Here is a 26,564-nt window from a genome sequence, read left to right as displayed (position 1 = left end):
ATCCCCCGCTGAGTCTGATGTGACACCTGATTAGACTCGGATGAGATCCACCCGAGATTCAGTCGTCCGGTACCGAAGGAGCTGCCGTGGTCCAATTCGAAGTCCCCGCTATCGTCCCCGCCGACCCCCAGGCGAACATCACCGACCTCCTGGTCGAGCGCGTCAAGAAGACGCCCAACCTCGCGCTGTTCGCCGTGCCCGAGGGCGACGGGTGGCGCGACATCTCCGCGGCGGAGTTCCAGAAGCAGGTCATCGCGCTGGCCAAGGGCTTCGTCGCCGGCGGCATCGAGCCCGGCGACAAAGTGGGCTTCATCGCCCGCACCACCTACGAGTGGACGCTCGTCGACTTCGCGCTGTTCTACGCCGGCGCGGTCATGGTGCCGATCTACGAGACGAGCTCGAGCGCGCAGATCGCGTGGAACCTCACCGACTCGGGTGCTGTCGTGATCATCACCGAGCTGCCGGACCACAGCGCACGCCTCGCCGAGGCGCGTCCCGAGCTCCCGCTGATCCGCTCCGCGTGGGAGATGCACGGCGGCGACCTCGACAAGCTCGTCGCCGAGGGTGCGAGCGTGACGGACGACGAGATCGAGCGGCGTCGCAACATCGCGAACGGTGCCGACATCGCCACCCTCATCTACACCTCGGGCTCGACCGGGAGGCCGAAGGGGTGCGTGCTGACGCACAGCAACTTCGTCGAGCTGTCCCGCAACGCCGCCAAGTCGCTGCACGAGGTGCTCGACATGCCTGGCGCGTCGACGCTCCTCTTCATCACGACGGCGCACGTGTTCGCCCGGTTCATCTCCATCCTCACCATCCACGCGGGGGTGAAGACGGGCCACCAGCCCGACACGAAGCAGCTGCTGCCCGCGCTCGGATCCTTCAAGCCCACGTTCCTGCTGGCCGTGCCGCGCGTGTTCGAGAAGGTCTACAACTCGGCCGAGCAGAAGGCCGAGGCCGGCGGCAAGGGCAAGATCTTCCGCGCCGCAGCGCACACGGCGATCGAGCACTCGAGGCTCGAGCAGGAGGGCAAGAAGATCCCTCTCGGCACGAAGATCAAGTTCGCGCTGTTCGACCGGCTGGTCTATTCGAAGCTGCGCACCGCGATGGGCGGCAACGTCGCGTACGCCGTGTCGGGCTCCGCTCCCCTGGGCCCGCGTCTCGGACACTTCTTCCACAGCCTCGGCGTCACGATCCTCGAGGGCTACGGCCTCACCGAGACGACCGCGCCCGCCACGGTCAACCTCGCGACCAAGTCCAAGATCGGCACCGTGGGTCCGGTGCTCCCGGGTGTCGGCATCCGTCTCGCCGACGACGGCGAGATCCAGGTGCGCGGCATCAACGTGTTCAAGGAGTACTGGCGCAACCCCGAGGCCACCGCGGCCACGTTCGACGGCGACTGGTTCAAGACCGGCGACATCGGCGCGTTCGACTCCGAGGGCTTCCTCACGATCACCGGTCGCAAGAAGGAGATCATCGTCACCGCCGGCGGCAAGAACGTCTCGCCCGCGGCCCTCGAGGACCCCATCCGCGCCAACCCGATCGTCGGGCAGGTCGTGGTCGTGGGCGATCAGAAGCCGTTCATCGCCGCTCTCGTGACGCTCGACCCCGAGATGCTCCCGGCGTGGCTGTCGAACAACAACCTGCCGGGCGACATGTCGCTCGCCGACGCGGCGAAGAACGACGCCGTGCGTGCCGAGGTGCAGCGGGCGATCGACATCGCGAACAAGAACGTCTCGCGCGCCGAGTCGATCCGCAAGTTCACGATCCTCCCCACCGAGTGGACCGAGGGCAGCGGCCACCTCACCCCGAAGATGAGCATCAAGCGCAACGTCATCCTCGAGGACTTCGCCGGCGACATCGAAGAGATCTACACCGTGCCCGTCAACACGACGAACGTCTCGCTCTCGTAGCGAAGAGCGACGGATGCCGGAAGCCCCGGGCCCTCTTCAGGGTCCGGGGCTTCTCGTTCACCGGCGAGGCAGGCGGTCAGAACCAGTCCGACTCGCGGATCTCGCGCATCGCGACGCGACGCTGCTCCTTCGTCAGCCGATCGAGGTAGAGCGTGCCGTCGAGGTGGTCGGTCTCGTGCTGCAGCGCCTGCGCGAGGAGCCCTTCGCCCTCGAGCACCACCTCATTGCCGTCGAGGTCGATCCCGACGACCTTCGCCCAGGGGTACCGCACGGCGTCGTGCCACAGGCCCGGCACCGACAGGCAGCCTTCGCCGATGGCCTCGGGCTCACCCGACACCTCGACCAGCACGGGGTTCAGGACGTAGCCGATGTCGCCGTCGATGTTGTAGCTGAACGCGCGCAGGCCGACGCCGATCTGCGGCGCGGCAACGCCCGCACGGCCGGGCAGCTCGACGGTGTCGACGAGGTCGCGGACGAGGGCGCGCACGCCGTCGTCGATCTGGCCGATGGGGGCGCTGACAGACTTCAGGACGGGGTCGCCGAACACACGGATGGGGCGGACTGCCATCGGATCAGGCCGCCGACGCGAGGGAGCGCAGGCCCTCGACCACTGTCGCAGCGAGCTGACGGGCGGCCTCACGCGTCGCGGGATGCAGCTCGCGGAACACGATGGCGCTGCCGGCCGCGATGTGCGGGTCGTACGGCACGCGCACGACCGCGCGAACGCGGGTGCGGAAGTGCGACTCCAGCTCATCGAGCTGGACGAGCGGATGCCCCGGCCGCGCGTTGTTGAGAACCACGACGGCGCTGCGCACCTTGTCGGCGTATCCGTTCGTCTCGAGCCATGTGAGCGTCTCGGACGCCAGCCGCGCCTCGTCGACGCTGAGGCCGGCGACGATCACGATCTGGTCGGCGAGGTCGAGCGTGGCGCCCATGACCGAGTGGACGATGCCCGTGCCGGTGTCGGTGAGGACGACGGAGTAGTAGTGCGCTGCGAGAGCTGCGACATCCCGGTAGTCGGTGTCGTTGAACGCCTCCGAGACGCGCGGGTCGGTGTCGGAGGCGACGACGTCGAGACGCGTCTCGTCGCGCGCGACGATGCCCGACAGGTCGTTGAAGCCGACGACCTCGGGGCTCATGCGAACCAGGTCGCGCACGGTCTTGCCGCTGTCGCGTGTGATGCGCTCGGCGAGCGTGCCGCGGTCGGGATTGGCGTCGATCGCGATCACCCGGTCGTCGCGCGCGTCGGCCAGTGCCTGGCCGAGCAGGGTGGTCACGGTCGTCTTGCCGACGCCGCCCTTGCGCGAGAGCACGGGCACGAAGCGGGCGCCGCCGGCGAGCGGGCCCGCGATGCGGCGGTCGAGCTCCTTGCGTGCCTTCGCGCGCTTGCTGTCACCGAGGTTGATGCGCTTCCCCGAGATCGAGTAGACGAAGTGCTGCCACGCGCCCTCTGGCTCGGGACGCACGACCTGGTGCGGGTCGAGCAGGCGATCGGCGGTGAGGAGGTCGGCGGTCTCGCGGTCGGCCTCGAACTCGCCGAGGCGCTTCGAGGTCAGAGCCACATCGGCGCGCGGGAACGGCGCGCGCTCGACCGCGGAGCGCTCCACCACCGGCTGGGCGCCGGTGTGGTTCGCCTCGCGCCGCGTGGCGGGCGTGGGGGCGGTCTGCGCCGCCGCAGCGGCCGCCGAGACCGACGGGCGGGCAGGCGCCGGCTTCGGCGCGGCGGGCGCCGGGGTCGCGGCTGCCTTCTCGTCGTCGGCCGGGGTCTTGGCGCTCATGGGCTCCTCCGCGGTGTCTTCGGTCGAGATGACATCGTCTCCCGTTGCGGCGTTCTCCGCCAGGGCGGACTCGACGCCGTCGTCGGCGAGCTCGAGATCGAACTCGGCCGGATCGAACTCTCCATCGAAGTCCGCGTCTTCGAACTCGACGGCGTCGAAGTCGGCGATCGCGAACTCGTCGACCGCCTGTGTCGCGGGTGAGGACTCGGCGGCAAGGGTCTCTTCGGCGACGAACTCGGGCGCGGACACCGCCTCGACGGGCTCGTCGGCGACCGGCTCGATCTCGTCGGCCCCCGCCGCGGGCTCCTCGACCGCGGGCGCCTCGGCCCCGGGTTCTGCCGAGGTCTCCTCGACCACGTCGGCGTCCTCGACCTCGATCACCTCGACGAGCTCGGCGTCGGCGATGTCCTCGACCGGGGGCGCCGGCGCGAAGCCCTCGCCCTCGACGGTCCACTCCTCGAGGTCGGCCGCGTTCTCGACGATCTCGGCCTGGGCGGTTTCGGTCGAGAACTCCTCCGCCGGTGCGGCTTCGATGACCGGAAGGTCGGCGTCGGCCGGGATCTCGATGACGAAGGGCACCTCGTCGTCGATCACGCCGTCGTCGTCGCGGTCGTCGTCGGATTCGGACGGCAGTTCGACGTTCACCTGCGCCGTCGCACCACCCAGGATGCCGAGACCGGTCGTGTCGATGCTTCCGGTGTCGGACAGCACGCCGTTTTCGGGCTCGTCGGGCGTGTGTTCGGTGCGATCGGGCGTCACTGCGGAGTTCTCCTGAAAAGACGGCGTTTCGGGCGGGTTGCCGCCTTCCAGGCTACTGCGCCGGACGGATGACGACCAAAAGGTCGCCGGCGTCGACCTGCGCGGTCTCGGCGATCACGAGGCGCTCGACGACGCCGTCGACGGGTGCGGTGATGGCCGCCTCCATCTTCATGGCCTCGATCGACGCGACCGGCTGGCCGGCCGTGACGGTGTCGCCGACCTTCGCTTTGAGCGTGACGACGCCCGAGAAGGGAGCGGCGACCTGCCCCGGCTTCGAGGTGTCGGCCTTCTCTGCCTGGCGCGCCTCGACCTTGATGCTGCGATCGCGCACGAACACCGGCCGCAGCTGGCCGTTGAGCGTCGTCATGACCGTGCGCATGCCCTTGGGATCGGCCTCGCCGATGGCCTCGAGCCCGACGTACAGCTGCACGCCCGGATCGATCTCGGCGATATGCTCCTCCCCCGGCTTGAGCCCGTAGAGGTAGTCGGGGGTGCCGAGCGCCGTGAGGTCGCCGTACGTCTCGCGGTTCTTCTCGAACTCGCGTGCGGGTCCGGGGAAGAGCAGGCGGTTGAGCGTGCGGCGCCGCGTCGCGGCGTCGCCAGTGAGTCCTTCTTCCTCGTCCGCGGTGAGCGGCGGGATCTCGATCGAGACCGTGCGCCCCGCGAGCACCTTCGTACGGAAGGGCTCCGGCCAGCCGCCCGGCAGATCGCCGAGCTCGCCTGCCATGAAGCCCACGACCGAGTCCGGGATGTCGTAGTTCTGCGGGTTCGCCTCGAAGTCGGCAGGGTCCGCGCGCACCGCGACGAGCGCGAGGGCGAGGTCGCCGACGACCTTCGACGACGGCGTCACCTTGGGGATGCGACCGAGGATGCGGTCGGCCGCGGCGTACATGTCCTCGATGAGCTCGAAGTCGTCTGCCAGGCCGAGCGCGATCGCCTGCTGGCGGAGATTCGACAGCTGCCCGCCCGGGATCTCGTGGTGGTAGACACGGCCGGTCGGCGAGGCGAGGCCGGACTCGAACGGACGGTACAGGTGGCGCACGGCCTCCCAGTAGGGCTCGAGGTCGCTGACCGCCTGCAGGCTCAGGCCGGTGTCGCGGTCGGTGTGGGCGAGTGCGGCGACCAGCGCCGAGAGCGACGGCTGGCTCGTGGTTCCCGACATCGGTGCGGCCGCAGCATCCACAGCGTCCACTCCCGCGGCACTCGCCGCGAGCAGCGTCGCGAGCTGGCCGCCCGCGGTGTCGTGCGTGTGCAGGTGCACGGGCAGGTCGAAGTTCTCGCGCAGCGCCGTGACGAGCTTCGCCGCCGCCGCGGGACGCACGAGGCCCGCCATGTCCTTGATGGCGAGGATGTGCGCGCCCGACTCCACGATCTGCTCCGCGAGGCGCAGGTAGTAGTCGAGCGTGTACAGCTTCTCGGCGGGGTCCAGCAGGTCGGAGGTGTAGCAGAGCGCGACCTCGGCGATCGCCGTGCCGGTGGAGCGCACGGCGTCGATCGCCGGACGCATCTGCGACACGTCGTTGAGGGCGTCGAAGATGCGGAAGATGTCGACGCCCGTGGCCGCGGCCTCGCGCACGAAGGCGTCGGTCACCTCGACGGGGCGCGGCGTGTAGCCCACGGTGTTGCGGCCGCGCAGCAGCATCTGGATCGGGATGTTCGGCATCGCCGCGCGCAGCGCCTCGAGGCGCTCCCACGGGTCCTCGGCGAGGAAGCGCAGCGCGACGTCGTACGTCGCACCGCCCCACGCCTCGACCGACAGCAGCTGCGGGGTCATGCGCGCGACGTGAGGGCCGACGCGGACGAGATCGCGAGTGCGCACGCGCGTCGCGAGCAGCGACTGGTGCGCGTCGCGGAACGTCGTCTCGGTGACGGCGAGGCCGCTCTGCGCGCGCAGGGAGCGGGCGAAGCCCTCGGGGCCGAGCTCGCGCAGGCGGTCGAGCGTGCCGGCGGGCGGCGCCGCCGCGAGGTCGATGGCCGGCAGCTTGCTTCCGGGCGACACCGACAGCGGCTTCTCGCCATACGGGCGGTTGACGGTCACGTCACCGAGCCAGCTGAGCAGCTTCGTCGCTCGGTCGCGGGACGGGTTGCTCGTGAGCAACTCGGGGCGCTCGTCGATGAACGACGTGCTCACGTCGCCCGCGACGAAGGCGGGGTCGTCGAGCACGCCGCGCAAGAACGGGATGTTGGTCGCGACGCCGCGGATGCGGAACTCTGCGAGGGCCCGGCGTGCGCGCGCGACGGCGGCCGGGAAGTCGCGGCCGCGGCACGTGAGCTTCGCGAGCATCGAGTCGAAGTGCGGGCTGATCTGCGAGCCCGCGGCGGTGGTGCCGCCGTCGAGGCGGATGCCGGCGCCGCCGGGCGAGCGGTACGTGGTGATGCGACCGGTGTCGGGACGGAAGCCCTGCGACGGGTCCTCTGTCGTGATGCGGCACTGCAGCGCCGCGCCGCGCAGCTGGATGCGGTCCTGCGTGAGGCCGAGCGCGGCGATCGTCTCCCCGGCGGCGATGCGCATCTGCGACTGCACGAGGTCGACGTCGGTGACCTCCTCGGTCACGGTGTGCTCGACCTGGATGCGCGGGTTCATCTCGATGAAGACGACCTCGCCGGTGCGCGGGCCCGCGGTCTCGAGGAGGAACTCGACGGTGCCGGCGTTCTCGTAGCCGATCGACCGGGCGAATGCGACGGCGTAGCCATGGAGGGCGTCGCGGATGGCCGGGTCGAGGTTCGGCGCCGGAGCGATCTCGATCACCTTCTGGTGACGGCGCTGCACCGAGCAGTCGCGCTCGAACAGGTGCACGGTCTCGCCCGTCTTGTCGGCGAGGATCTGCACCTCGACGTGACGCGGACGCTGCACCGCCTGCTCGAGGAAGACGCGCGCGTCACCGAAGGCGCTGCCCGCCTCGCGCATGGCCTCGGCCAGCGCGGGCGCGAGCTCCTCCTTGCGCTCGACGCGCCGCATCCCTCGTCCGCCGCCGCCGGCGACGGCCTTCACGAAGATGGGGAACCCGATCTCGTCGGCCTGGGCGAGGAGCGCGTCGACGTCGTCGGACGCGTCGGTGGAACGCAGCACCGGCACGCCGGCCGCGATCGCGTGCTGCTTCGCGGTGACCTTGTTGCCGGCCATCTCGAGCACCTTCGAGGGCGGGCCGATGAAGGCGATGCCGTTCTCGGCCGCCTTCTCCGCCAGCTCGGGATTCTCCGACAGGAAGCCGTAGCCCGGGTAGATCGCATCGGCGCCGGCGGCCAGAGCGACGCGGACGATCTCGTCGACATCGAGATACGCGCGGACCGGATGGCCCTTCTCGCCGATCTCGTACGACTCGTCGGCCTTCTGACGGTGCAGCGATCCGCGGTCCTCGAAGGGGAACACCGCGACGGTGCGCGCCCCCAGCTCGTAGGCGGCTCGGAACGCTCGAATGGCGATCTCGCCTCGGTTCGCGACCAGGATCTTGCGGAACATGAGACCTCCGTGTGCGGCGGCGCAGGCAGAGCCCGAAAAACGGGCTGAGTGTGCTCTCAGCCTAGGGGACGGTAACGTGGTGGCTTGTGCACGTCCTATCCGTCAGCTCGCTCAAGGGTGGCGTCGGCAAGACGACCGTGACTCTCGGACTCGCGTCGGCGGCTTTCGCCCGCGGTGTCCGCACGCTCGTCGTCGACCTCGACCCGCAGTCCGACGTCTCGACGGGCATGGACATCCAGGTGGCAGGCCGCCTGAATGTCGCCGATGTCCTCGCCAATCCCAAAGAGAAGACGGTCCGCCAGGCCATCACGTCCAGCGGCTGGGCGAAGGTGCACCCGGGCACGATCGACGTCATGATCGGCAGCCCGTCGGCCATCAACTTCGACGGCCCGCACCCGAGCGTCCGCGACGTCTGGAAACTCGAAGAGGCGCTCGCCACCATCGAGGCCGACTACGACCTCGTGCTCATCGACTGCGCACCGTCGCTCAACGCCCTGACGCGCACCGCATGGGCGGCCTCCGACCGCGTCATCGTCGTGACCGAGCCCGGACTCTTCTCCGTCGCCGCCGCCGACCGCGCACTGCGTGCGATCGAAGAGATCCGCCGCGGCCTCTCCCCCCGCCTCCAGCCGCTGGGCATCGTGGTCAACCGCGTGCGCCCGCAGTCGATCGAGCACCAGTTCCGCATCAAGGAGCTCCGCGACATGTTCGGCCCGCTCGTGCTCTCGCCCCAGCTTCCCGAGCGCACGTCGCTTCAGCAGGCGCAGGGCGCCGCGAAGCCGCTGCACATCTGGCCCGGCGACTCCGCCCAGGAGCTCGCCGCCGATTTCGACTCGCTCCTCGACCGCATCATGCGCACCGGTCGCATCCCGGTCCCCGAGGACTCCCGCGCCTGATATCACGGATGCTGCGTTCCCGCAGCATCTCAGAGGGTGACCACTTTGCTCACCCGATGAGCACTTTGCGCTACTTGTGCACGTGCGGGTGAGCTCGACTTGCCATCGGCCGCGATTTCACTGAACATATCGCCATGGCACCGATGACGCTGCACCCTGACAGCCTTGCCGTGCACGCCGGCCGCGACGATCTCGCGAGCCTGGGCGTGCACGCTCTCCCCCTCGACCTCTCGTCGACCAATCCGCTCCCCGGCATCGAGCTCGGCGGCATGTCGTACGAGGTGCTCGCCACCGGCGGGCACCCGTTCGAAGGCGGGTCGAACGTCTACGCGCGACTGTGGAACCCCACGGTCGCGCGCTTCGAGGAGGCTCTCGCGCGCCTGGAGCACGCGGAGGAGGCGGTCGCGTTCTCGTCCGGCATGGCCGCGGTCACCGCGGTGCTGCTGGCCCTCACGCACGAATCCACGAAGCGTCACATCGTCGCCGTTCGCCCGCTGTACGGCGGTACCGATCACCTCCTCGCCTCGGGGCTCCTCGGCGTCGAGAGCACGTTCTGCTCCCCCGACGACGTCGCCGCCGCGGTGCGCGACGACACCGCACTCGTCGTGCTCGAGAGCCCCGCGAACCCCACGCTCGAACTCGTCGACATCCGCCGGGTGGCCGCCGCGGCGGGCGACGTTCCGGTGCTCGTCGACAACACCTTCGCGACGCCGGTGCTGCAGCACCCGCTCGACCTCGGCGCCTCGCTGTCACTGCACAGCGCGACGAAGTACCTCGGCGGCCACGGCGACGTCGTGGGTGGCGTCGTCGCGTGCGACGCGCGCCTCGCGGCGGCGCTGCGGCGCACCCGAGCCATCACCGGCGCGATCATGCACCCGCTCGCCGCCTACCTGCTGCACCGGGGTCTGGCAACGCTCCCCGTCCGCATGCGGGCACAGCAGGAGGGCGCGCGCCTCGTCGCCGAGTGGCTGACCACCCGGCCCGAGGTCTCCCGCGTGCACTTCCCCGGTTTCGCGGACAGCGACCCCCGAGGCCTCGTCGGCACCCAGCAGAGCGGACCCGGCGCGATGATCGCGATCGAGCTCGCCGACGGGTTCGACGCGGCGGCGGCGCTGACGGCGTCCGTCCGTCTCTTCACGCACGCGGTGTCGCTCGGCAGCGTCGATTCGCTCATCCAGCACCCTGCGGCGCTCACCCACCGGCCGGTCACCGCAGACGCGAAGCCGTCGGACGCACTCGTGCGCCTCTCGATCGGCCTGGAGAACCCCGCCGACCTCATCGCGGACCTCGATCAGGCGCTGACCGCGACGGCGGGCGTGCGAGAGCGGATGGAGTCGGCGTTGGGCTGACTCCAGCGGGGCGGGCGGCGCGCGGCTCTACGCGGAGCGGGCCGCGCGGCGCACCGCGAGCTCGTCCATCGGGTCGGGCTTCTCGACCTCGAACTCGAGGAGCTCCGACTCGACCTCGCGCAGCACCTTGCCGACGGCGATGCCGAAGACGCCCTGACCGCGGCTGACGAGATCGATGACTTCGTCGTTCGACGTGCAGAGATAGACGGATGCCCCGTCGCTCATGAGCGTCGTTCCGGCAAGGTCGCGGATTCCGGCGGCGCGCAGCTGATCGACGGCCGTGCGGATCTGCTGGAGTGAGATGCCGGTGTCGAGCAGACGCTTGACGAGCTTCAGCACGAGGATGTCGCGGAAGCCGTACAGCCGCTGCGAGCCGGATCCGCTCGCGCCGCGGACCGTCGGCTCGACGAGCTCGGTGCGCGCCCAGTAGTCGAGCTGGCGATAGGTGATGCCGGCGGCCTTCGCCGCGGCCGCGCCGCGGTAGCCGACCTCATCATCCATCGCGGGAAGACCGTCGGTGAAGAGGAGTTCTGCACTGAACGGCTCGCCAGGAGCCACGTCTCCGGTCATGCTCGTTCCCCCCTCCGGATCGAATAGTTCCACGCTAGATCAGCCTCCCCCTCGCGGCAACGACATCCGGCGTTCGGGGGTCGGCGTGTCGCGCAGTTAGGGCCACAGCGGCCGCCGCGCGACGGATGAGTGCCTACGAGAGCATGCGGTCGAGCGCCGCGCGCACGAAGATCGCGCGCACGTCGTCCAGACGCCGGGTGAGCTCGGGCGCGAGCTCTCCGGCGCGGCCGCGGGACGCGGCATCCGTCCGCCGCAGCAATGGCGCGAGAGCCGACTCGACAAGCGCCACGTCGCGTTCCGCGCTCTGTCGCAGAGCGCGCACGTGACGCGGCTCGATGCCGTGCCTGTCGAGCGCGACGAGGGCGCGCAGCAGCGTCACCGACTGCTCGGTGTACGACTCGGCGCCGGCGAGGATACCGGTGCTGATCGCGTCGTTGAGCAGCTGCGGGGCGGCGCCGGCGGCCGAGAGCAGCTCGTCGCGGCGGTAGCGACGCGGCGCGGGCACGATCGACGGCGGAGGCACGGCGGAGGGAGTCGCAGGGTCGCGCCCGGCGTCCACATCTTCGAGGTAGTCGCGGATGACCGACAGCGGCAGGTAGTGGTCGCGCTGCAGGGTGAGCGCGAGCCGCAGGCGCTCGAGGTCGTCCTGCGAGAACTTGCGGTAGCCGGATTCGGTGCGCAACGGCGTCACGATCCCCTGGACCTCGAGGAAGCGCAGCTTGCTGGAAGTGAGGGACGGGAACTCGGGCGACAGACGCGCGAGGACCTGACCGATGCTGAGAAGACCCGCGGACGACGCCCTTTCACGGGCGGAAGCCGCGGGCATCAGGCCTCCGTCGCCCTGGAGAGGTCAGCCGGTGAGACGAAGAAGTTGAGTCGGAATTTTCCGATGCGCACCTCGGCGCCGTTGGTGAGCGCGGCGCGGTCGACCCGCTCGCCGTTGACGTAGGTGCCGTTCAGCGAACGCTGGTCGACGAGTTCGAAGGCGGTGCCGGTGCGGTTGATCTCCGCGTGGCGGCGCGAGACGGTGACGTCGTCGAAGAAGATGTCGGCCTCGGGATGCCGCCCCACCGAGGTGACGTCGGCATCGAGCAGGTAGCGGGCGCCTGCGGTGGGTCCGGAGCGGACGAGAAGCAGCGCGGCGCCGGACGGAAGGGCGTCGATCGCGTCGAGCTCGGCCTCGCCGAGCTCGCTGCCGAAAGGCACGAACGAAAGGTCGGAATCGTGGCCGAACGTCTGCGTCGTGTCGGACGCTCGGTCGGACTCGTGTGCGTCGGACCCTGCGGCCCGGCGGATGTCGCCCTGATCGGGTCGGCGGTCGTGCTCCACGGTTTCCTCCTTCGTCCGGCCAGCCTATCCGATCGCCCCCGGCTCGGAAGAGGACGTTCGCCGTTCCGGCAATGTTTCGTCGCGTGTCACCCGAGATGCCAGGAACAGGGCCGTCCTCCTACCCTGGCAGGACCGGCAAAGATCCGTTAACCAGAAGGAGACCACCGTGTCGAGCCCGCACAGCCACATCCCGCCCCTCGAGGTGCGTGAGGCTGCGGCGTGCATGTGCGACCACGGTGACACCTGCTCCTCGTTCGCACCGGGTCACGCGCTGCACCTGATCCAGGCGCGCCTCGCTTCGGCGACGCCGTCGGACTGGGCCGACGCCATCGTCGAGGCGTCCGATGAGCGCTCGGGCTTCGTGATCGTCCGCACGCTCGCCGACTGGACTCCGGTCGCCCTCTGGAACGGCACCGGCGCTGCCGCCGCCGCGACGCCCGGCACGCCGGTCGCGCTCCACGAGCGCTACCACGTGCTCGCCGTCGGCGGCGCACGGTTCAACGTCCTCCGCGGCTGACGCTTCGGCAGGCTCACCGGCCGAGACGCCGCGCCGCGGTCACACAACGAAGCGACGAGCCTCAGCTCATCGCCATCATCATGTCCTTCATGGCCATGCAGGCGTCCATGCACGCCTTGCAGGCCTGAGCGCACATCTTGCAGACCTCGCTGTGGTCGGCGTGCTCCATGCACTCGTCCATCGTCATCTGGCACATCGCCATGCAGGCGTCGAGCATCGACATCATGGTCGCCGGGTTCATGCCCTGCATCCGCATCATGGCGCGCATCATCGTGTTGCACATGTCCGCGCAGTTCATGCACGCGGGGGCGCACGACATCATCTGCGTGGAGCACACCGTGCATGCCTGCTCGCAGGCCGAGCAGGCATCCATACAGGCCTGCATGACCGACATGTCCATGGTCTCCATGCCGGGCATCGACATCATGTCCTTCGACATGGCGCCCATCATCATCTGGTCCATCCGCCGGGTCCTTCCGCGTGGGGAACGGCGGGCAGGGGGCCCGCCTGTCGCCAGGCTAGACCTCACCGGGCTCACAGCAAAGGGCCGGATAGGCTCGATCGGGTGATGTCACAAACTCTTCACAAGCCGCTTCCCGCCCGGGTCTGGGCATTCCTCGCCGCACTGCTGATCGCGTTCGGAATCATCCTCGCCACGGCCTCCCCCGCCAGCGCGCACGACGAGCTGCTCGGCAGCGATCCGGCCGCAGGCAGCACCCTCGACGCCCTCCCCGCGCAGCTGACGCTCACGTTCAGCGCGGAGATCGCCGACGACGAGGGCGCCTCGGTCGTGGAGGTGACGGATGCTGCGGGCGCGGCGCTCGTCGATGGCACGCCGACCGTGCGCGACAACGTGCTCACCCAGCCGCTCGCGGGCGCAGCATCCGGTGCCGTGAAGGTCCTGTGGAAGGTCGTCTCGAGCGACGGGCACCCCATCTCGGGCGAGTTCACGTTCACCGTCGCGGGCGCGCCCACGCCGACCCCGACCGAGACCGCATCTCCTGCGCCCACCGAGACCGCTGCGCCGACCCAGTCCGCGGAGCCGACGCCGACGGTCACCAGCGAGCCCGTGTCGGACGAGGACTCGACCTTCGGCGACGTGTGGCTCTGGGTGATCGGCGGCCTCCTGCTCGCGGGAATCGGCGGCGCCGTCGTCTATCTCCTCGTCTCCCGTTCGCGCCGCGAGAAGGCGCTCGCGAACGACCCGACCGGCTCGGCCGGCGGCGCCCCGCAGCCCGACTCCGAGCCTCCCGCCGACCGATAGGCTTGAGACCATGCCTCACTACGACGTCGCCATCCTCGGCGCGGGGCCCGGCGGCTACGTCGCAGCCGTCCGCGCTTCGCAGCTCGGCCTCAAGGTCGCCATCATCGAAGAGAAGTACTGGGGCGGTGTGTGCCTCAACGTCGGCTGCATCCCCTCGAAGGCTCTCCTCAAGAACGCCGACCTCGCGCACCAGTTCCACCACAAGGCCGACCTGTTCGGCATCTCGGGTGACGTGCACTTCGACTTCGGCGTCGCGTGGGACCGCAGCCGCAAGGTGGCCGAGACGCACGTCAAGGGCATCCACTACCTGATGAAGAAGAACAAGGTCGACGAGTACGAGGGTCGCGGGTCGTTCGTCGACGCGAACACCATCGACGTCAAGAAGGCCGACGGCACCACCGAGCGCGTCACCTTCGACAACGCGATCATCTCGACCGGTTCCAAGGTGCGCCTGCTCCCGGGCGTGCAGCTCGGCGGCAACGTCGTCACGTACGAGGAGCAGATCCTCGCCCGTGACCTTCCGCAGTCGATCGTCATCGTCGGCGCAGGCGCCATCGGCATGGAGTTCGCCTTCGTGATGGTGAACTACGGCGTCAAGGTCACGATCATCGAGTTCCTCGACCGTGCGCTGCCGAACGAGGACGCGGACGTCTCGAAGGAGATCGCCCGCCAGTACAAGAACTACGGCGTCGACATCCTCACCTCGACCAAGGTCGAGACGGTCACCGACCAGGGCGACAAGGTCACCGTGACCTACACCGCCAAGGACGGCACCCAGGGCTCCATCGACGCCGACAAGGTCATGATGTCGATCGGCTTCGCCGCCAACGTCGAAGGCTACGGCCTCGAGAACACCGGCGTGAAGCTCACCGACCGTGGGGCGATCGACATCGACGACCACATGCGCACCAACGTGCCGCACATCTACGCGATCGGCGACGTCACCGCGAAGCTGCAGCTGGCTCACGTGGCGGAGGCGCAGGCCGTCGTCGCGGCCGAGACCATCGGCAAGGCCGAGACGCAGACGTTGGGCGACTACCGCATGATGCCGCGCGCGACGTTCTGCTCGCCGCAGGTCGCCTCGTTCGGCCTCACCGAGCAGCAGGCGCGCGACGCCGGCTACGACGTCAAGGTCGCGAAGTTCCCGTTCTCGGCGAACGGCAAGGCGAACGGCCTGGGCGAGCCCATCGGCTTCGTCAAGCTCATCGCCGACGGCGAGCACCTCGAACTGCTCGGCGGCCACCTCATCGGCCCCGACGTCTCGGAGCTCCTGCCCGAACTGACCCTCGCGCAGAAGTGGGACCTCACCGCCCTCGAGGCGGCGCGCAACGTCCACACGCACCCGACGCTGTCGGAGGCCGTGCAGGAGGCCTTCCACGGCCTCGCCGGCCACATGATCAACCTCTGATCAGCTGACGCAGAAACGCCCCGGACCTTCTCGAAGGTCCGGGGCGTTCTCGTGTGTTCAGGCGCCGAGGGTGCGGGCGAGTTTGGAATCGGATGCCGCGACCCGCCCGCCCGCGGTGCGCACCGCTGCTTCGGCGGCCGCGAGCAGCGCGCCGCGTTCGTCGGCGGAGCCGGGGGCGGCAGGCCCGAGTTCGAACTCCCACTCCCGCCAGGTCCGCTCGGTGCCGGAGCGCTCGTCGGTGGCTGTCACGTGGTCGTCCACGAACTCCGCGACGAGACCGCCGTGCTCGTCCTGCAGCGCGTAGGCGGTGCGCTGGTTGCGAATGCGCGCGATCGGCGCGAAGTCCGACGCGCTCGCGATCTTCGAGACCGCGTCGGCGACAGCATCCGGGATCTCATTCACCGGGCTGATCGGCCAGTGCAGCTCGACCCGGCCGCCGTCCGCCCCGCGCGGGCCCTTGATGTGCCAGCCCTCGTCGGGGCCGCCGGTGCGGTGGCGCACCGCGTAGCCCGCGTGCGCGAGCGAGAGGTCGTCGCTGTCGAGGTAGGTGGCGTCGAGCTGGCGCAGCTCGGGGTCGCCGACGCTCGCCACACCGGGAAGCCCCGACCAGTCGGGCAGCGGCGTGGACTCGTCGACGTCGAACTTCAGCTCGACCTCGACGCTGGATGACCCACCGTCAGTCGTCACGACCGTCCGGGTTCGGGTCGATGTCTTCGGTGGCCTCGACGTAGACGAAGCGGGTCTCGGTCGGGCCGTCCTGCCCGCCCGTGTGGGTCTCTTCGCCCTCGCGGCGGTAGACGAGCTGCCCCTCGCCGTAGGGGACGATGTACGAGTCGGAGACGGTCGGGTCGAGCGGAATGATCTGTCCGTCGAGGGGTCCGCCGTGCAGTCGTGCGATTGCCATAGCGCCAGAGTAGACCCGGCACCCGACGCGGGCCGCTCCCTTGCGATTCGAACCACCGCGTGTCACTCGGGGGAGGCTGTTGTTCACCGAACCGGTGCAAGCGCTTCCAGGTTTTGCCCCTAGAATCGCGTGCGTGAAGGCCATCCGTACGTTCACCGTCCGCCCCGTCCTCGCCGAATCCCTCGCCCCGCTCGACCGCCTCGCCTCCAACTGGCGCTGGTCGTGGAGCCGCGCGACGCACGCGCTGTTCGCCTCGATGGATCCCTCCCTGTGGGACGAGATCGGCGCGAACCCCGCACGGATGCTGGGCGCGCTGGGCCAGGAGCGCCTCGACGAGCTCGCTCGCGACGAAGAGTTCGTCGCCCGCGTGCGCGAGGAGGACGAGCGTCTCACCGCCTATCTCGAGGGCGAGCGCTGGTTCCAGCAGCTCGAGGGCGACAAGCCCGTGCACATCGCCTACTTCTCCCCCGAGTTCGGCGTCGACGGCTCGCTCCCGCAGTACTCGGGCGGTCTCGGCATCCTCGCCGGCGACCACCTCAAGAGCGCGTCCGACCTGGGCGTGCCGCTCACGGGTGTCGGCCTCTTCTACCGCGCCGGCTACTTCCGCCAGTCGATCGGCGATGACGGCTGGCAGCGCGAGAGCTACCCGCTGCTCGACCCGTACGGCCTCGGCCTGACGCTGCTGCGCGACCGCGAGGGCGCCCCGGTCGAGATCACGCTCGACCTGCCGGGCGACCGCCGCCTGCACGCCCGCGTCTGGGTCGCCGACATCGGCCGCATCCCGCTGCTGCTGCTCGACTCCGAGACGCCCTCGAACACCGACGAGATGCGCCGCGTCACCGACCGCCTGTACGGAGGCGGCGGCGAGCACCGCCTGCTTCAGGAGCTGCTGCTCGGTGTCGGCGGGGTGCGCGCGGTGCGCGCGTGGTCGGAGCTCACCGGTCGCCCCACCCCGGACGTCTACCACACCAACGAGGGCCACGCCGGGTTCCAGGGACTCGAGCGCATGTCCGAGCTCATCACGCACGACGGCCTCAGCTTCGACGAGGCCCTCGCCCAGGTGCGCGCGGGCACGGTCTTCACGACCCACACGCCGGTGCCCGCCGGCATCGACCGGTTCCCGCGCGACCTCATCGCCGACTTCCTCTCGAGCGGCCTGTTCCAGGGTCTCGACGCAGGCCGCGCGATCTCGCTCGGCCTCGAGACGTGGGACGGCGGCGACCAGGGCGTCTTCAACATGGCGGTGCTCGGCCTGCATCTCGGCCAGCACGCGAACGGCGTCTCGGTGCTGCACGGCGAGGTCAGCCGCGGCATGTTCGGCATGCTGTGGCCGGGCGTCGACACCGACGAGGTGCCGATCACGTCGATCACCAACGGCGTCCACGCTCCGACCTGGGTGCACCCGGCCCTCAAGGCCGTCAGCGAGCGGGCCTGGGGCGATGCGCACACCGACACCCACGACTGGACCGACCGCGCTGTCGTCGAGGATGCCGAGCTGTGGGGCGTGCGCCAGCAGATGAAGGGCGAGCTCGTGGCGGAGGCGCGGCGGCGGGTCGCAGCATCCATCTCCAACGGCCACACGCCCTCGTGGGTCGAGGACCTGCTCGACCCGGAGGTGCTGACCATCGGCTTCGCGCGCCGCGTGCCGACGTACAAGCGCCTCACGCTCATGCTGCGTGACCCCGAGCGACTGACCCGGCTCCTCACCGACCCCGAACGCCCGGTGCAGATCGTGATCGGCGGCAAATCGCACCCGGCCGACGACTCGGGCAAGATCCTGATCCAGCAGCTCGTGCGGTTCAGCCGCGACCCGAAGGTGCGCGGGCGCATCGTGTTCCTGCCGGATTACGACATCACGCTCGCCAAGGACCTCTACCCCGGCTGCGACGTGTGGCTCAACAACCCGCTGCGCCCACTCGAGGCGTGCGGCACGAGCGGCATGAAGGCGGCGCTCAACGGCGCGCTCAACCTCTCGATCCTCGACGGCTGGTGGGACGAGTGGTACGACGGCGAGAACGGCTGGGCGATCCCGACCGCCGACACGGCGGCGAACGACGAGGAGCGCGACGACGCCGAGGCGGCGGCCCTCTACGACCTCATCGAGCACCAGCTGGTGCCGCGCTTCTACGAGCGCGAGGGAGGCATTCCGCTGCGCTGGCTCGACATGGTGCGCCACACCATGACCGAGCTCGGCAAGAAGGCCACGAGCGATCGCATGGTGCGCGACTACGTCCAGCGGCTCTACGTGCCGGCGGCGGCGCACGACGTGGCGCTCCGGGCGAACGGGTTCCTCGACGCGCGCGCGGTCGCCGCGTTCGTCGGGCGCGTGCGCGAAGCCTGGGGTCGCGTGTCGATCGCGAGCGTCGACAGCTCGGGCATCCCGCAGCAGGCGCAGGCCGGCGACACCCTCGAGGTGCGGGCCGACGTGCGGCTCGACGGCCTCTCGCCCGACGACGTCGCGGTCGAGCTGCTGTACGGCGCGACGAACCAGGACGACGCGCTGTCACGCGACCACTCGGTGTACCGCCTCTCCCCCGGCGCGTCCGCCGCGGACGGCGCGACGGTGTTCAGCGGCACCCTCCCCCTCAGCGTGACCGGCACGTTCGGCTACACCGTCCGCGTGCGCCCCGCGCACGCCCAGCTCGTGTCGCCGGTGGAGCTCGGCCTCGTCACGTACGCCTCCTGAGTTCGGATGGACGGATGCTGCGGCCCGGCGCACTGCGCCGGGCCGCAGCATCCGTCCATTCGCGACGCTCGGCAGCGCTCGAGTCGGCCGCTGACGTCGCATGCGACCGGGCACGCGACGTCACGGGACGACTGCGTGCTCGCTCGTGCGGGGGTGCACGGATCAGTCGGCCCGTTGTGCCAGATGCGTGATGAGAAGCGACAGCTGGGGCCGACTCGAGGGCACCGCAGCGGGGGCCAACGCACATTAAATCGTTCCAATCTCCTCGGCTGAGCTGTTGACCGGGCGAGGGTGGCTGACCTAAGGTCGTGCGGGAAAACGTATTCCTTGCGTTTACAACGATGAAGGTCCGTCCCCACGCGGATCACAACCTCGGGAGAGCGATTCGACGATGAATCTCCGCAGCACCTCTGTCCGCGCGCTCGTGGCCGGCTCGGCCGCGTGCGCACTCACACTCGGACTGGCGCAACCCGCGCTGGCCGAGCCGGCCTCCCCCGCCGGCGCACAGCTCGAGGCGCTCGATCGCGGTCTCGTCGCCGTCTCGACCGGCGAGGGCGTGTTCCTCAGCTGGCGACTGCTCGCGACCGAGGCCGGCCCCGCGACCGAGACGGGCGTGAGTGGCCCGTCGTTCGCGGTGTTCCGCGACGGCGAGCGCATCGCCACGGTCGACGACAGCACGAACTATGCGGATGCGGGCGCGACCCCAGCATCTGTCTATACCGTCGCTCCCGCGTGGCACGACGTGACCGGCGAGCAGTCCGCGCCCGTCTCGGTGTGGAGCGACGGGTTCTACGACCTGCCGCTGCAGAAGCCGGCCGACGGCACGACGCCGCCCGGCGTCATCCACCCGAACGGCGAGAAGTACACCTACTCGGCCAACGACGCGTCGGTCGCCGACGTCGACGGCGACGGCGAGCTGGAGTTCGTCGTCAAGTGGGACCCGTCCAACTCGAAGGACGTGTCGCAGGTGGGCTACACCGGCCCCGTCTACATCGACACCTACGAGCTCGACGGCACGCTGCTCAACCGCATCGACCTGGGCGTGAACCTCCGCGCGGGCGCGCACTACACGCAGTTCATGGTCTACGACTTCGACGGCGACGGCCGGTCCGAGACGATGCTGAAGACGGCGCCCGGCACGAAGTCGATCACGTACAACGCCGATGGCAGCGTCGCGTCCGAGTCGCCGATCACGATGCTCGCCGACGACCTCGCGGCCGGCTACGCGGCGACGGACGACTATCGCATGAGCGCGGCTGACTACGAGGCCCACCTCGTCGAGATGTTCCAGGGGTGGACCGAGCACCCCGAGGTGGTGGCCGGCAACTGGCCGGCGACGCTCGAGCAGGCGTTCGGCATCCCGGTCGCCTACGACTACCCGCTCTCGCAGACGGACGCCGAGAAGCTCGTCGACTACTTCATCGACACGTACGCCCCGTCGCGGAGCACCCGCAACGTGCTCCGCAACTTCGAGGGCTTCATCGTCGACGGGCCGGAGTACCTCACGGTCTTCGACTCGGCGACCGGCGAAGAGCTCGAGACTGTGCGCTACGAGCCGGGCCGCGACGACGACGGCCTGCTGTGGGGCGACTACGCGATGGCCCGCATCGAGCCGGGCAACCGCGTCGACCGCTTCCTCGCGGGCGTCGCGTACCTCGACGGCACGCACCCGTCGGCGGTCTTCGCGCGCGGTTACTACACGCGCACCACCGTCAACGCCTACGACTGGGACGGCGAGCACCTCACGACGCGCTGGGCGGTCGACAGCGGTCACGTGCCGATGACGAACCCGTTCAACGACGGTCCGCACGGGCGTGACGGCACCGACCCGGTGTACGGCTCGATCACGACGCAGGGCTTCCACTCGCTGAGCGCGGCCGACGTCGACGGCGACGGCAAGCACGAGATCGTGTACGGCGCGGCGACGCTCGACGACGACGGCGGCCTGCTGTACAGCTCGTTCGACGTGCTGCCTGCCGGTAGCGCGGCCCCCGGCCAGAACGTGCGCCTCGGCCACGGTGACGCGATGCACGTCACCGACATCGACCCGAACCGCCCCGGTCTCGAGATCTGGACCGCTCACGAGGGCGGCACCTTCGCGCCCTACGGCTCGGCGATGCGCGATGCCGCGACCGGCGAGGTGCTCTTCGGCGCCTACTCGGGCCGTGACACGGGCCGCAGCATGATCGGCGACGTGCGCGCCGATGTGTCGGGACTCGAGGCGTGGGCGAGCATGCCCGGCGGCACCGAGGCCTCCGGCCTGCTGAGCTCGACGGGCCAGATCCTCGGCTCGGCGATCCCGGGCACGAACCAGTCGATCCGCTGGGCCGCCGATATGACCACGCAGATCGTCAACGGCAGCGGTGACCAGAACGTCACGATCGACGACTGGACGCGCGGCCGCGTGCTCACTGCGACCGACACCCGCAGCAACAACGGCACCAAGGGCAACGCGTCGCTCGTGGCCGACGTGCTCGGCGACTGGCGCGAGGAGCTGCTCGTGCGCACCGCCGACTCGAGCGCGCTGCGTATCTACACCAGCACCGAGGTGACGACGCACAAGCTGCCCACGCTCCTGCACGACGTGCAGTACCGCGCCGAGGTGGCCCGCCAGAACACCACCTACAACCAGCCGTCGTACACGAGCTACTACTTCGCGAGCGACATGGACTTCGCGAACGTGCCCGTGCTCACGACCGCCGCGACGCCTCGGGCGCCGAAGTTCACCGACCCCCGCGGGTCGGCCGCAGATCTCGTGGTGATCGTGCCCACTCGCGGGTTCGACTACTACGTCGACGGTGAGAAGGTGCGCCTGCCCGTCGTCAAGGCCGGTCGCGGCGCGACGGTGACGGTGACCGCGGTGCCGAAGGCCGGCTTCGCCGTGGCCTCGGGCGCGGTCTCGACGTGGACGCACGCATTCAGTAAGTAAGGGCGATGGATGCCTCGGCCCTGCGCGGTGCGCGGGGCCGAGGCATCCGCGTTCCCCCGTAGGCTGGTGCGGTGAAGCCGTTCGTCCTCCTCGCGACCCGTGCCGAGGACGTGCCGGCCGACGAGGAGTACGCGCTCTTCCTGCGGTACACCGGCCTCTCCCCCGATGAGCTCATCCGCGTGCGGCTCGAGGCCGAGCCGATGCCGCGGATCGACCTCGATGAGGTGTCGGGCATCTTCGTGGGCGGGGGGCCGTTCAACGCGTCCGACCCGCTCGACAAGAAGTCGCCGACGCAGCGCCGGGTCGAGCAGGAGTTCGGCATCCTCCTCGACGAGGTGGTCGCGCGCGACTTCCCGTTCCTCGGCGCCTGCTACGGCGTCGGCACGCTCGGGGCGCACCAGGGTGCGCTCATCGACCGCACCCACTCCGAGCCGATCAGCGTCGTGCCCGTGACGATGACCGAGGCCGGGGCATCCGATCCCCTGCTTGCCGGGATCCCTGCGACCTTCGGCGCCTTCGTCGGACACAAGGAGGCGATCACGCGGCTGCCCGCGTCGGCGACGCTGCTGGCGTCGTCGCCCACGTGCCCGGTGCAGATGTTCCGCGTCGGCCAGAACGTGTACGCGACGCAGTTCCATCCCGAGCTCGACGTCGAGGGCATCACGACGCGCATCCATGCCTACGCCGGCTACGGATACTTCGCCGCCGACGAGCTCGAGCTCACCCTCGCCGCGGTACGCCGCGCCGCCGTCTCGCACCCGAGCCGCATGCTGCGCACCTTCATCGAGCGCTACGCGCGCTGACCCTTCGCACCGCCCGGGCGCGGTGGTACGCTCCCCGCACCGGCTGCCTCCGCCTGGGGAGATCGAGGTGCGTCATGGGTTCGAAGAAGCTGCTCATCACGGGTGCCGTGATCGCCGTCGTCGCGTCGGCCGCGATCATCGTGCCGGCCGCCGCATCGGGCGTTCCGCTCGGCCGGGTGCTGCCCGCGACGAGCGTCGTCGCACCGGATGACGGGCCGGGCGAACAGGGCAACGGGAAGGCGTGGGGCCACCGCAAGGACGATCCCGCCTTCCCGGGCAACAACGGCAACGCGTGGGGGCACCACAAGGATTCGCCCGACTTCCCCGGCAACAACGGCGACGGCGACGCCGCGGAGGACGGCCCGGGCAACGGGAACGGCAAGGCCTGGGGACACCACAAGGATGACCCCGACTTCCCCGGCAACAACGGCGAGGACGAGTAGTCCCGACTCCGAGGCTGCGCCGCGGTCAGTCTGTCGGCGCGGTGACGATTCGGACGACGGGTGCCTCGCCCGCCGGTACTACGGACTCCAGCGCCGTGCCGAGCCCGATGTCGACCAGGACGACGTCTCCTACGAGTTCGGGTCCGCGCCCGGTGACGAGTCCGGCCTTCACCGCGCCGAACGTGACGGTGACGGATGCTGCGAGCACGGCGTCGTCAGCCTCGCCCGTGTCGGGATGAAGACCGCTGGGGATGTCGACGGCGATGACCCGCGGCATCCGTCCTCCACGTCGGAGGTCGTCGCGGATCGCCGTGACCGCGCCGCGTGCCCTGCCGCGCAGGGCCGGATCGCTTGCGGCGCCGATGCCGAGGATGCCGTCGACGATGAGCGCGTAGTGGCGGACCGCGTCTTCGACTTCGGGAAGGTCGACGCGGCGGACTCCGACCGCGACCGCGGCGGCGAGGGCGGTGACGTGGAAGCGCTCCGACACGAGCAGCGCGTCGACGTCGGCGATGCGGGAAAGGTGCGCGGCGGCGTAGAGGGCATCGCCGCCGTTGTCGCCGGAGCCCACGAGAACGAGCACCCGCGGCCGCAGGGCGACGGGTGTCTCGCGGATCACGGGTTCGAGCACGCCGGTCAACGTGACGACGGTGTCGGGCGTCGCGAGTTCTGCGCGCACGACCTCCGCGAGCGCTGCGGCGGCGCGGTGCATCAGCGGGACGCCGGCGTCGAGCAGGGGGCGTTCCGCCGCACGCACCTGTTCGGCGGTGTACGTGGGAACGCGCTCGCTCATGTGCGGAGCTTCTCGCGCTCGGCGTCGGCGCGCGCGTGCTCGAGCTCTTCGGTGGCCACGCGCACAGCATCCTCCGCCTGACGCACGCGCCGCAAGGCGAACGTCGGAGAGCCGAATCGCTCGCGCACGCGGTCTACGCGCTGACGTTCGCTCACGATGATCCAGGTCGACGCGAGGAGGATGACCTGCGCCGAGAGGTTCAGCCACAGCAGCAGGGCGATGAGCGACGCGAACGACGCGAGGAGAGGGTTCGACCCGGCGCCGGCGACGAAGAGGGACGAGAGCTGCTGCAGCACCGTCAGGCCGATCGCGCCGATCAGGGCGCCCGACCAGAGCGATGCGGCGTGCGCCTTCACGCCGCTGAGCGAGACGAACGCGACGGCGACGATCGCCATGTCGAGGATGAAGACCACGATGATCGAGACGCTGCGCGTCGCGAAGTCGGCGAAGCCGCCTTGGCTGATGCCGAGCCAGTCGAGCACCCCGCCGACGAACGTCGTGCCGAGGAAGGTCGCGCCGGCCGACAGCACGAACCCGCCGCCGATCGCGATGGCGAGCAGCAGGTTGCGCAGGATCACCCAGATCCAGAAGACGTCGTCGTGCACCTTGTCGGCGAGAGAGCGCAACGCGACGCGCAGCGACCCGATGGCGCCGATCGCCGCGCCGACGAGACCGACGAGCGCGAGGATGCCGGCGACCGTGAGACCCGCAGGAGCTTCGATCGTGGAGACGTCGATGAGGCCGTCGTCTCCGGTTCCGAGCAGGCCCGGGATCGCAGCATCCACCGCATCGATCAACGACTGCCACGCAGCGGGGTTGTCGGCGAGCCAGACAGAGGCGAACGAGAAGCCGAGCAGGACTCCCGCGAACACCGAGAACAGCGACCGGTACGTGATGCTGTCCGAGAGCATGGGGCCGCGGCGTTCGAGGTAATGGAACCAGACGCGCACCGGTCGGAGGGAGAGTGCCCAGGCCGTCAGTTTCGCGATCAGGTCCGACATGGCGCCACCTTATCGAGCGCGCGTGGCCGAGCTGCCCAGGCTTGACGCGCGGCACATAGTATGTCCCTGGGGATAAGGGGAATCACCATGAGGGGTCTTGCACAGACGCTCGTGCTCACCGGAGCCGTTCGAGCAGCAGATATGTCGGCCGCGCTCGCGGAGGTGGGCGACGGCCCCGAGCTGCAGAGAGCGCTCGTCAATGCGAAGCTCGTGACGGAGTCGCAGGTCGCCGAGGCTATCGCTCTGCACACTGGCCACAGGTACGTCGACCTGGCCAACACCACTCTCGATCCGAACGTGATCGCGATGGTGCCCGGCACCCTCTGTCGAAAGTACAGTCTTATCGCGGTTGATCGCCGCGGCGATCGGCTGACGGTGGGCGTGCTGGATCCGACCGACATCGTGGCGCTCGACGACGTGGCCTCCGTCACGGATCTCTTCGTCGAGCCCGTGGTCGTTGCCGAAGACGCCCTGCTCAATATGTTCGAGCGGTTCCTGCGATCCGACGAAGAGCTCAGCGAGCTGTCGAGTTCGATCGAGGAGTCGAGCGAGGCCAGCCAGGCCGCGTTCACCGAAAGCCTCGAGGAGCAGGACGACGCGGCCCCGATCGTCCGCTTCGTGAACCTGCTGATCGCGCAGGCCATCAACGACCGTGCGAGCGACATCCACGTCGAGCCGGGCGAGAAGCAGCTCACCGTCCGATTCCGTATCGACGGTGTGCTGCACGAGATGCAGAAGGCCGACCGCGCGATTCAGGACGGCATCATCTCGCGCCTGAAGATCATGTCGTCGATCGACATCGCCGAGAAGCGCAAGCCGCAGGACGGCCGCCTGTCGGTCACGCACGAGAACCGCACCGTCGACCTCCGCGTGGCGACCCTTCCGACCGTGTGGGGCGAGAAGATCGTCATGCGAATCCTCGACAACACCGGCCAGACGATGTCCATGCGCGACCTCCTGTTCTCGAGCACGAACGAGAAGCGGTTCCGTGAGGCGATCACCAAGCCGCACGGCATGATCCTCGCGACCGGGCCCACAGGTTCAGGAAAGTCGACGAGCCTGTACACCGCGCTTCGCTCGATCGCGAACCCGAAGATCAACGTGATCACCGTCGAGGACCCGGTCGAGTACCGCATCGCGGGCATCAACCAGGTGCAGGTGAACAACCGCGCCGGGCTGACATTCGCGACGGCGCTGCGGTCGATCCTTCGGTCGGACCCGGACGTGGTCCTTGTCGGTGAGATCCGCGACTTCGAGACCGCGAACATCTCGATCGAGGCGGCGTTGACCGGGCACCTGGTGCTGTCGACGCTGCACACGAATGACGCGCCTTCGGCTTTGACGCGGCTTACCGAGATCGGGTGCGAGCCGTTCCTGGTGGCGACGGCGCTGTCGGCGGTGATCGCACAGCGGTTGGCGCGGCGGCTGTGCATGCGGTGCCGCGAGCCGTTGGTCGAGCCTTCGGAGGTGCTGCGGTCGCTGGGCTTCCCGCACGACCCTGCGGACGTGCCGGAGCTATACAGGGCGGTGGGATGCCCTGCCTGCAGCGGCACCGGATACCGCGGGCGCGTGGCGCTGCACGAGGTGATGACGCTGAGCGACGAGATCGAGTCGCTGGTGGTGACGCGGTCGACGGGGTCGGAGATCCGTCAGGTGGCGATCGAGCAGGGGATGATCTCGCTGCGCGAGGACGGGTGGTCGAAGGTCGCGCAGGGGCTTACGACGATCGAGGAAGTGCTCCGGGTCACGGTGTGATGTGGGA

The 26,564-nt window shown here is 69.7% G+C and carries 22 protein-coding genes; 11 read left to right on the top strand and 11 right to left on the bottom strand.

Annotated elements, in window-relative coordinates:
- Positions 1 to 86: 86 nt before the first annotated feature.
- Positions 87 to 1,913 carry an AMP-dependent synthetase/ligase gene (locus tag ACVN90_RS07430; protein WP_475101499.1) on the top strand — a complete coding sequence of 609 codons (1,827 nt, stop codon included), beginning with the start codon at positions 87 to 89 and terminating at the stop codon, positions 1,911 to 1,913.
- Between the two features lie 76 nt (positions 1,914 to 1,989).
- Here ACVN90_RS07430 and def read toward each other — a convergent pair whose 3' ends face one another.
- Genes def through ACVN90_RS07415 form a run of 3 tightly spaced genes read right to left on the bottom strand, consistent with a single transcriptional unit; the run spans position 1,990 to position 7,910 of the window.
- Entirely contained in the window at positions 1,990 to 2,481 is a 492-nt protein-coding gene (def, locus tag ACVN90_RS07425) for a peptide deformylase (RefSeq protein ID WP_475101498.1), read from the bottom strand.
- Positions 2,482 to 2,485: 4 nt separating this feature from the next.
- Positions 2,486 to 4,450, bottom strand: coding sequence for a MinD/ParA family ATP-binding protein (locus tag ACVN90_RS07420; RefSeq protein ID WP_475101497.1), 1,965 nt, complete (start codon positions 4,448 to 4,450; stop codon positions 2,486 to 2,488).
- 52 nt (positions 4,451 to 4,502) lie between these two features.
- Positions 4,503 to 7,910 carry a pyruvate carboxylase gene (locus ACVN90_RS07415; protein WP_475101496.1) on the bottom strand — a complete coding sequence of 1,136 codons (3,408 nt, stop codon included), beginning with the start codon at positions 7,908 to 7,910 and terminating at the stop codon, positions 4,503 to 4,505.
- 86 nt (positions 7,911 to 7,996) lie between these two features.
- On the opposite strand from ACVN90_RS07415, the gene ACVN90_RS07410 reads away from it, so the two are divergent.
- Together ACVN90_RS07410 and ACVN90_RS07405 are read left to right on the top strand one after the other, a co-directional pair.
- Positions 7,997 to 8,806: a ParA family protein gene (locus ACVN90_RS07410; protein WP_116193705.1), complete on the top strand. Its 810-nt coding sequence runs from the start codon at positions 7,997 to 7,999 to the stop codon at positions 8,804 to 8,806.
- A 134-nt stretch (positions 8,807 to 8,940) separates the two neighbouring features.
- Positions 8,941 to 10,155: a trans-sulfuration enzyme family protein gene (locus tag ACVN90_RS07405; RefSeq protein WP_475101495.1), complete on the top strand. Its 1,215-nt coding sequence runs from the start codon at positions 8,941 to 8,943 to the stop codon at positions 10,153 to 10,155.
- Positions 10,156 to 10,182: 27 nt separating this feature from the next.
- On the opposite strand, the gene ACVN90_RS07400 is transcribed toward ACVN90_RS07405, so the two are convergent.
- From ACVN90_RS07400 to ACVN90_RS07390, 3 genes are all read right to left on the bottom strand, one after another.
- Complete coding sequence (locus ACVN90_RS07400; protein WP_374977797.1) at positions 10,183 to 10,725, bottom strand: MerR family transcriptional regulator; 543 nt, start codon at positions 10,723 to 10,725, stop codon at positions 10,183 to 10,185.
- Between the two features lie 133 nt (positions 10,726 to 10,858).
- The gene (ftsR, locus tag ACVN90_RS07395) at positions 10,859 to 11,551 is read right to left on the bottom strand and encodes a transcriptional regulator FtsR (protein WP_116193708.1); all 693 of its coding nucleotides are present in this window, start codon (positions 11,549 to 11,551) and stop codon (positions 10,859 to 10,861) included.
- Positions 11,551 to 12,054, bottom strand: coding sequence for an FHA domain-containing protein (locus ACVN90_RS07390; RefSeq protein ID WP_475101494.1), 504 nt, complete (start codon positions 12,052 to 12,054; stop codon positions 11,551 to 11,553). The genes ftsR and ACVN90_RS07390 overlap by 1 nt, the downstream gene beginning before the upstream one ends.
- A gap of 166 nt (positions 12,055 to 12,220) precedes the next feature.
- On the opposite strand from ACVN90_RS07390, the gene ACVN90_RS07385 reads away from it, so the two are divergent.
- The gene (locus tag ACVN90_RS07385) at positions 12,221 to 12,571 is read left to right on the top strand and encodes a hypothetical protein (protein ID WP_475101493.1); all 351 of its coding nucleotides are present in this window, start codon (positions 12,221 to 12,223) and stop codon (positions 12,569 to 12,571) included.
- 61 nt (positions 12,572 to 12,632) lie between these two features.
- Here ACVN90_RS07385 and ACVN90_RS07380 read toward each other — a convergent pair whose 3' ends face one another.
- Positions 12,633 to 13,034 carry a four-helix bundle copper-binding protein gene (locus tag ACVN90_RS07380; protein WP_387138414.1) on the bottom strand — a complete coding sequence of 134 codons (402 nt, stop codon included), beginning with the start codon at positions 13,032 to 13,034 and terminating at the stop codon, positions 12,633 to 12,635.
- 105 nt (positions 13,035 to 13,139) lie between these two features.
- On the opposite strand from ACVN90_RS07380, the gene ACVN90_RS07375 reads away from it, so the two are divergent.
- Entirely contained in the window at positions 13,140 to 13,835 is a 696-nt protein-coding gene (locus ACVN90_RS07375) for a copper resistance CopC family protein (protein WP_475101492.1), read from the top strand.
- Positions 13,836 to 13,845: 10 nt separating this feature from the next.
- Positions 13,846 to 15,243, top strand: coding sequence for a dihydrolipoyl dehydrogenase (lpdA, locus tag ACVN90_RS07370; RefSeq protein ID WP_475101491.1), 1,398 nt, complete (start codon positions 13,846 to 13,848; stop codon positions 15,241 to 15,243).
- A 57-nt stretch (positions 15,244 to 15,300) separates the two neighbouring features.
- Here the strand turns inward: lpdA and ACVN90_RS07365 are convergent, their stop codons facing one another.
- Together ACVN90_RS07365 and ACVN90_RS07360 are read right to left on the bottom strand one after the other, a co-directional pair.
- Positions 15,301 to 15,930 (bottom strand): CYTH domain-containing protein, encoded by a 630-nt coding sequence (locus tag ACVN90_RS07365; protein ID WP_475101489.1) that lies wholly within the window; start codon positions 15,928 to 15,930, stop codon positions 15,301 to 15,303.
- Positions 15,920 to 16,147 carry a response regulator gene (locus ACVN90_RS07360; RefSeq protein WP_116193715.1) on the bottom strand — a complete coding sequence of 76 codons (228 nt, stop codon included), beginning with the start codon at positions 16,145 to 16,147 and terminating at the stop codon, positions 15,920 to 15,922. Before ACVN90_RS07360 ends, ACVN90_RS07365 begins: the two co-directional genes overlap by 11 nt.
- Positions 16,148 to 16,280: 133 nt before the next feature.
- Between ACVN90_RS07360 and glgP the strand changes: the two genes are divergently transcribed.
- The 4 genes from glgP (at position 16,281) to ACVN90_RS07340 (ending at position 23,008) form a co-directional block, all read left to right on the top strand.
- Positions 16,281 to 18,833 carry an alpha-glucan family phosphorylase gene (gene glgP / locus ACVN90_RS07355; protein WP_475101488.1) on the top strand — a complete coding sequence of 851 codons (2,553 nt, stop codon included), beginning with the start codon at positions 16,281 to 16,283 and terminating at the stop codon, positions 18,831 to 18,833.
- A gap of 391 nt (positions 18,834 to 19,224) precedes the next feature.
- Positions 19,225 to 21,762, top strand: a complete 2,538-nt coding sequence (locus tag ACVN90_RS07350; RefSeq protein WP_475101487.1) for a rhamnogalacturonan lyase — start codon at positions 19,225 to 19,227, stop codon at positions 21,760 to 21,762.
- A 71-nt stretch (positions 21,763 to 21,833) separates the two neighbouring features.
- Positions 21,834 to 22,565, top strand: coding sequence for a glutamine amidotransferase (locus ACVN90_RS07345; RefSeq protein ID WP_475101486.1), 732 nt, complete (start codon positions 21,834 to 21,836; stop codon positions 22,563 to 22,565).
- A gap of 74 nt (positions 22,566 to 22,639) precedes the next feature.
- Complete coding sequence (locus ACVN90_RS07340) at positions 22,640 to 23,008, top strand: hypothetical protein (RefSeq protein ID WP_475101485.1); 369 nt, start codon at positions 22,640 to 22,642, stop codon at positions 23,006 to 23,008.
- A 25-nt stretch (positions 23,009 to 23,033) separates the two neighbouring features.
- Here the strand turns inward: ACVN90_RS07340 and ACVN90_RS07335 are convergent, their stop codons facing one another.
- Together ACVN90_RS07335 and ACVN90_RS07330 are read right to left on the bottom strand one after the other, a co-directional pair.
- On the bottom strand, positions 23,034 to 23,801 hold the full coding sequence (locus ACVN90_RS07335) for an NAD(P)H-hydrate epimerase (protein ID WP_475101484.1): 768 nt from the start codon (positions 23,799 to 23,801) through the stop codon (positions 23,034 to 23,036).
- Positions 23,798 to 24,802, bottom strand: coding sequence for a YihY/virulence factor BrkB family protein (locus ACVN90_RS07330; protein ID WP_475101483.1), 1,005 nt, complete (start codon positions 24,800 to 24,802; stop codon positions 23,798 to 23,800). Before ACVN90_RS07330 ends, ACVN90_RS07335 begins: the two co-directional genes overlap by 4 nt.
- Before the next feature lie 87 nt (positions 24,803 to 24,889).
- Between ACVN90_RS07330 and ACVN90_RS07325 the strand changes: the two genes are divergently transcribed.
- A complete protein-coding gene (locus tag ACVN90_RS07325; RefSeq protein WP_475101482.1) occupies positions 24,890 to 26,557 on the top strand; it encodes a GspE/PulE family protein in 1,668 nt (555 codons plus the stop codon).
- Positions 26,558 to 26,564 lie beyond the last annotated feature (7 nt).

This window comes from Microbacterium sp. F01, assembly GCF_056156365.1.
Note: the sequence above shows the minus strand (reverse complement) of the source record. Positions and strands in the feature narration are given on the sequence as shown.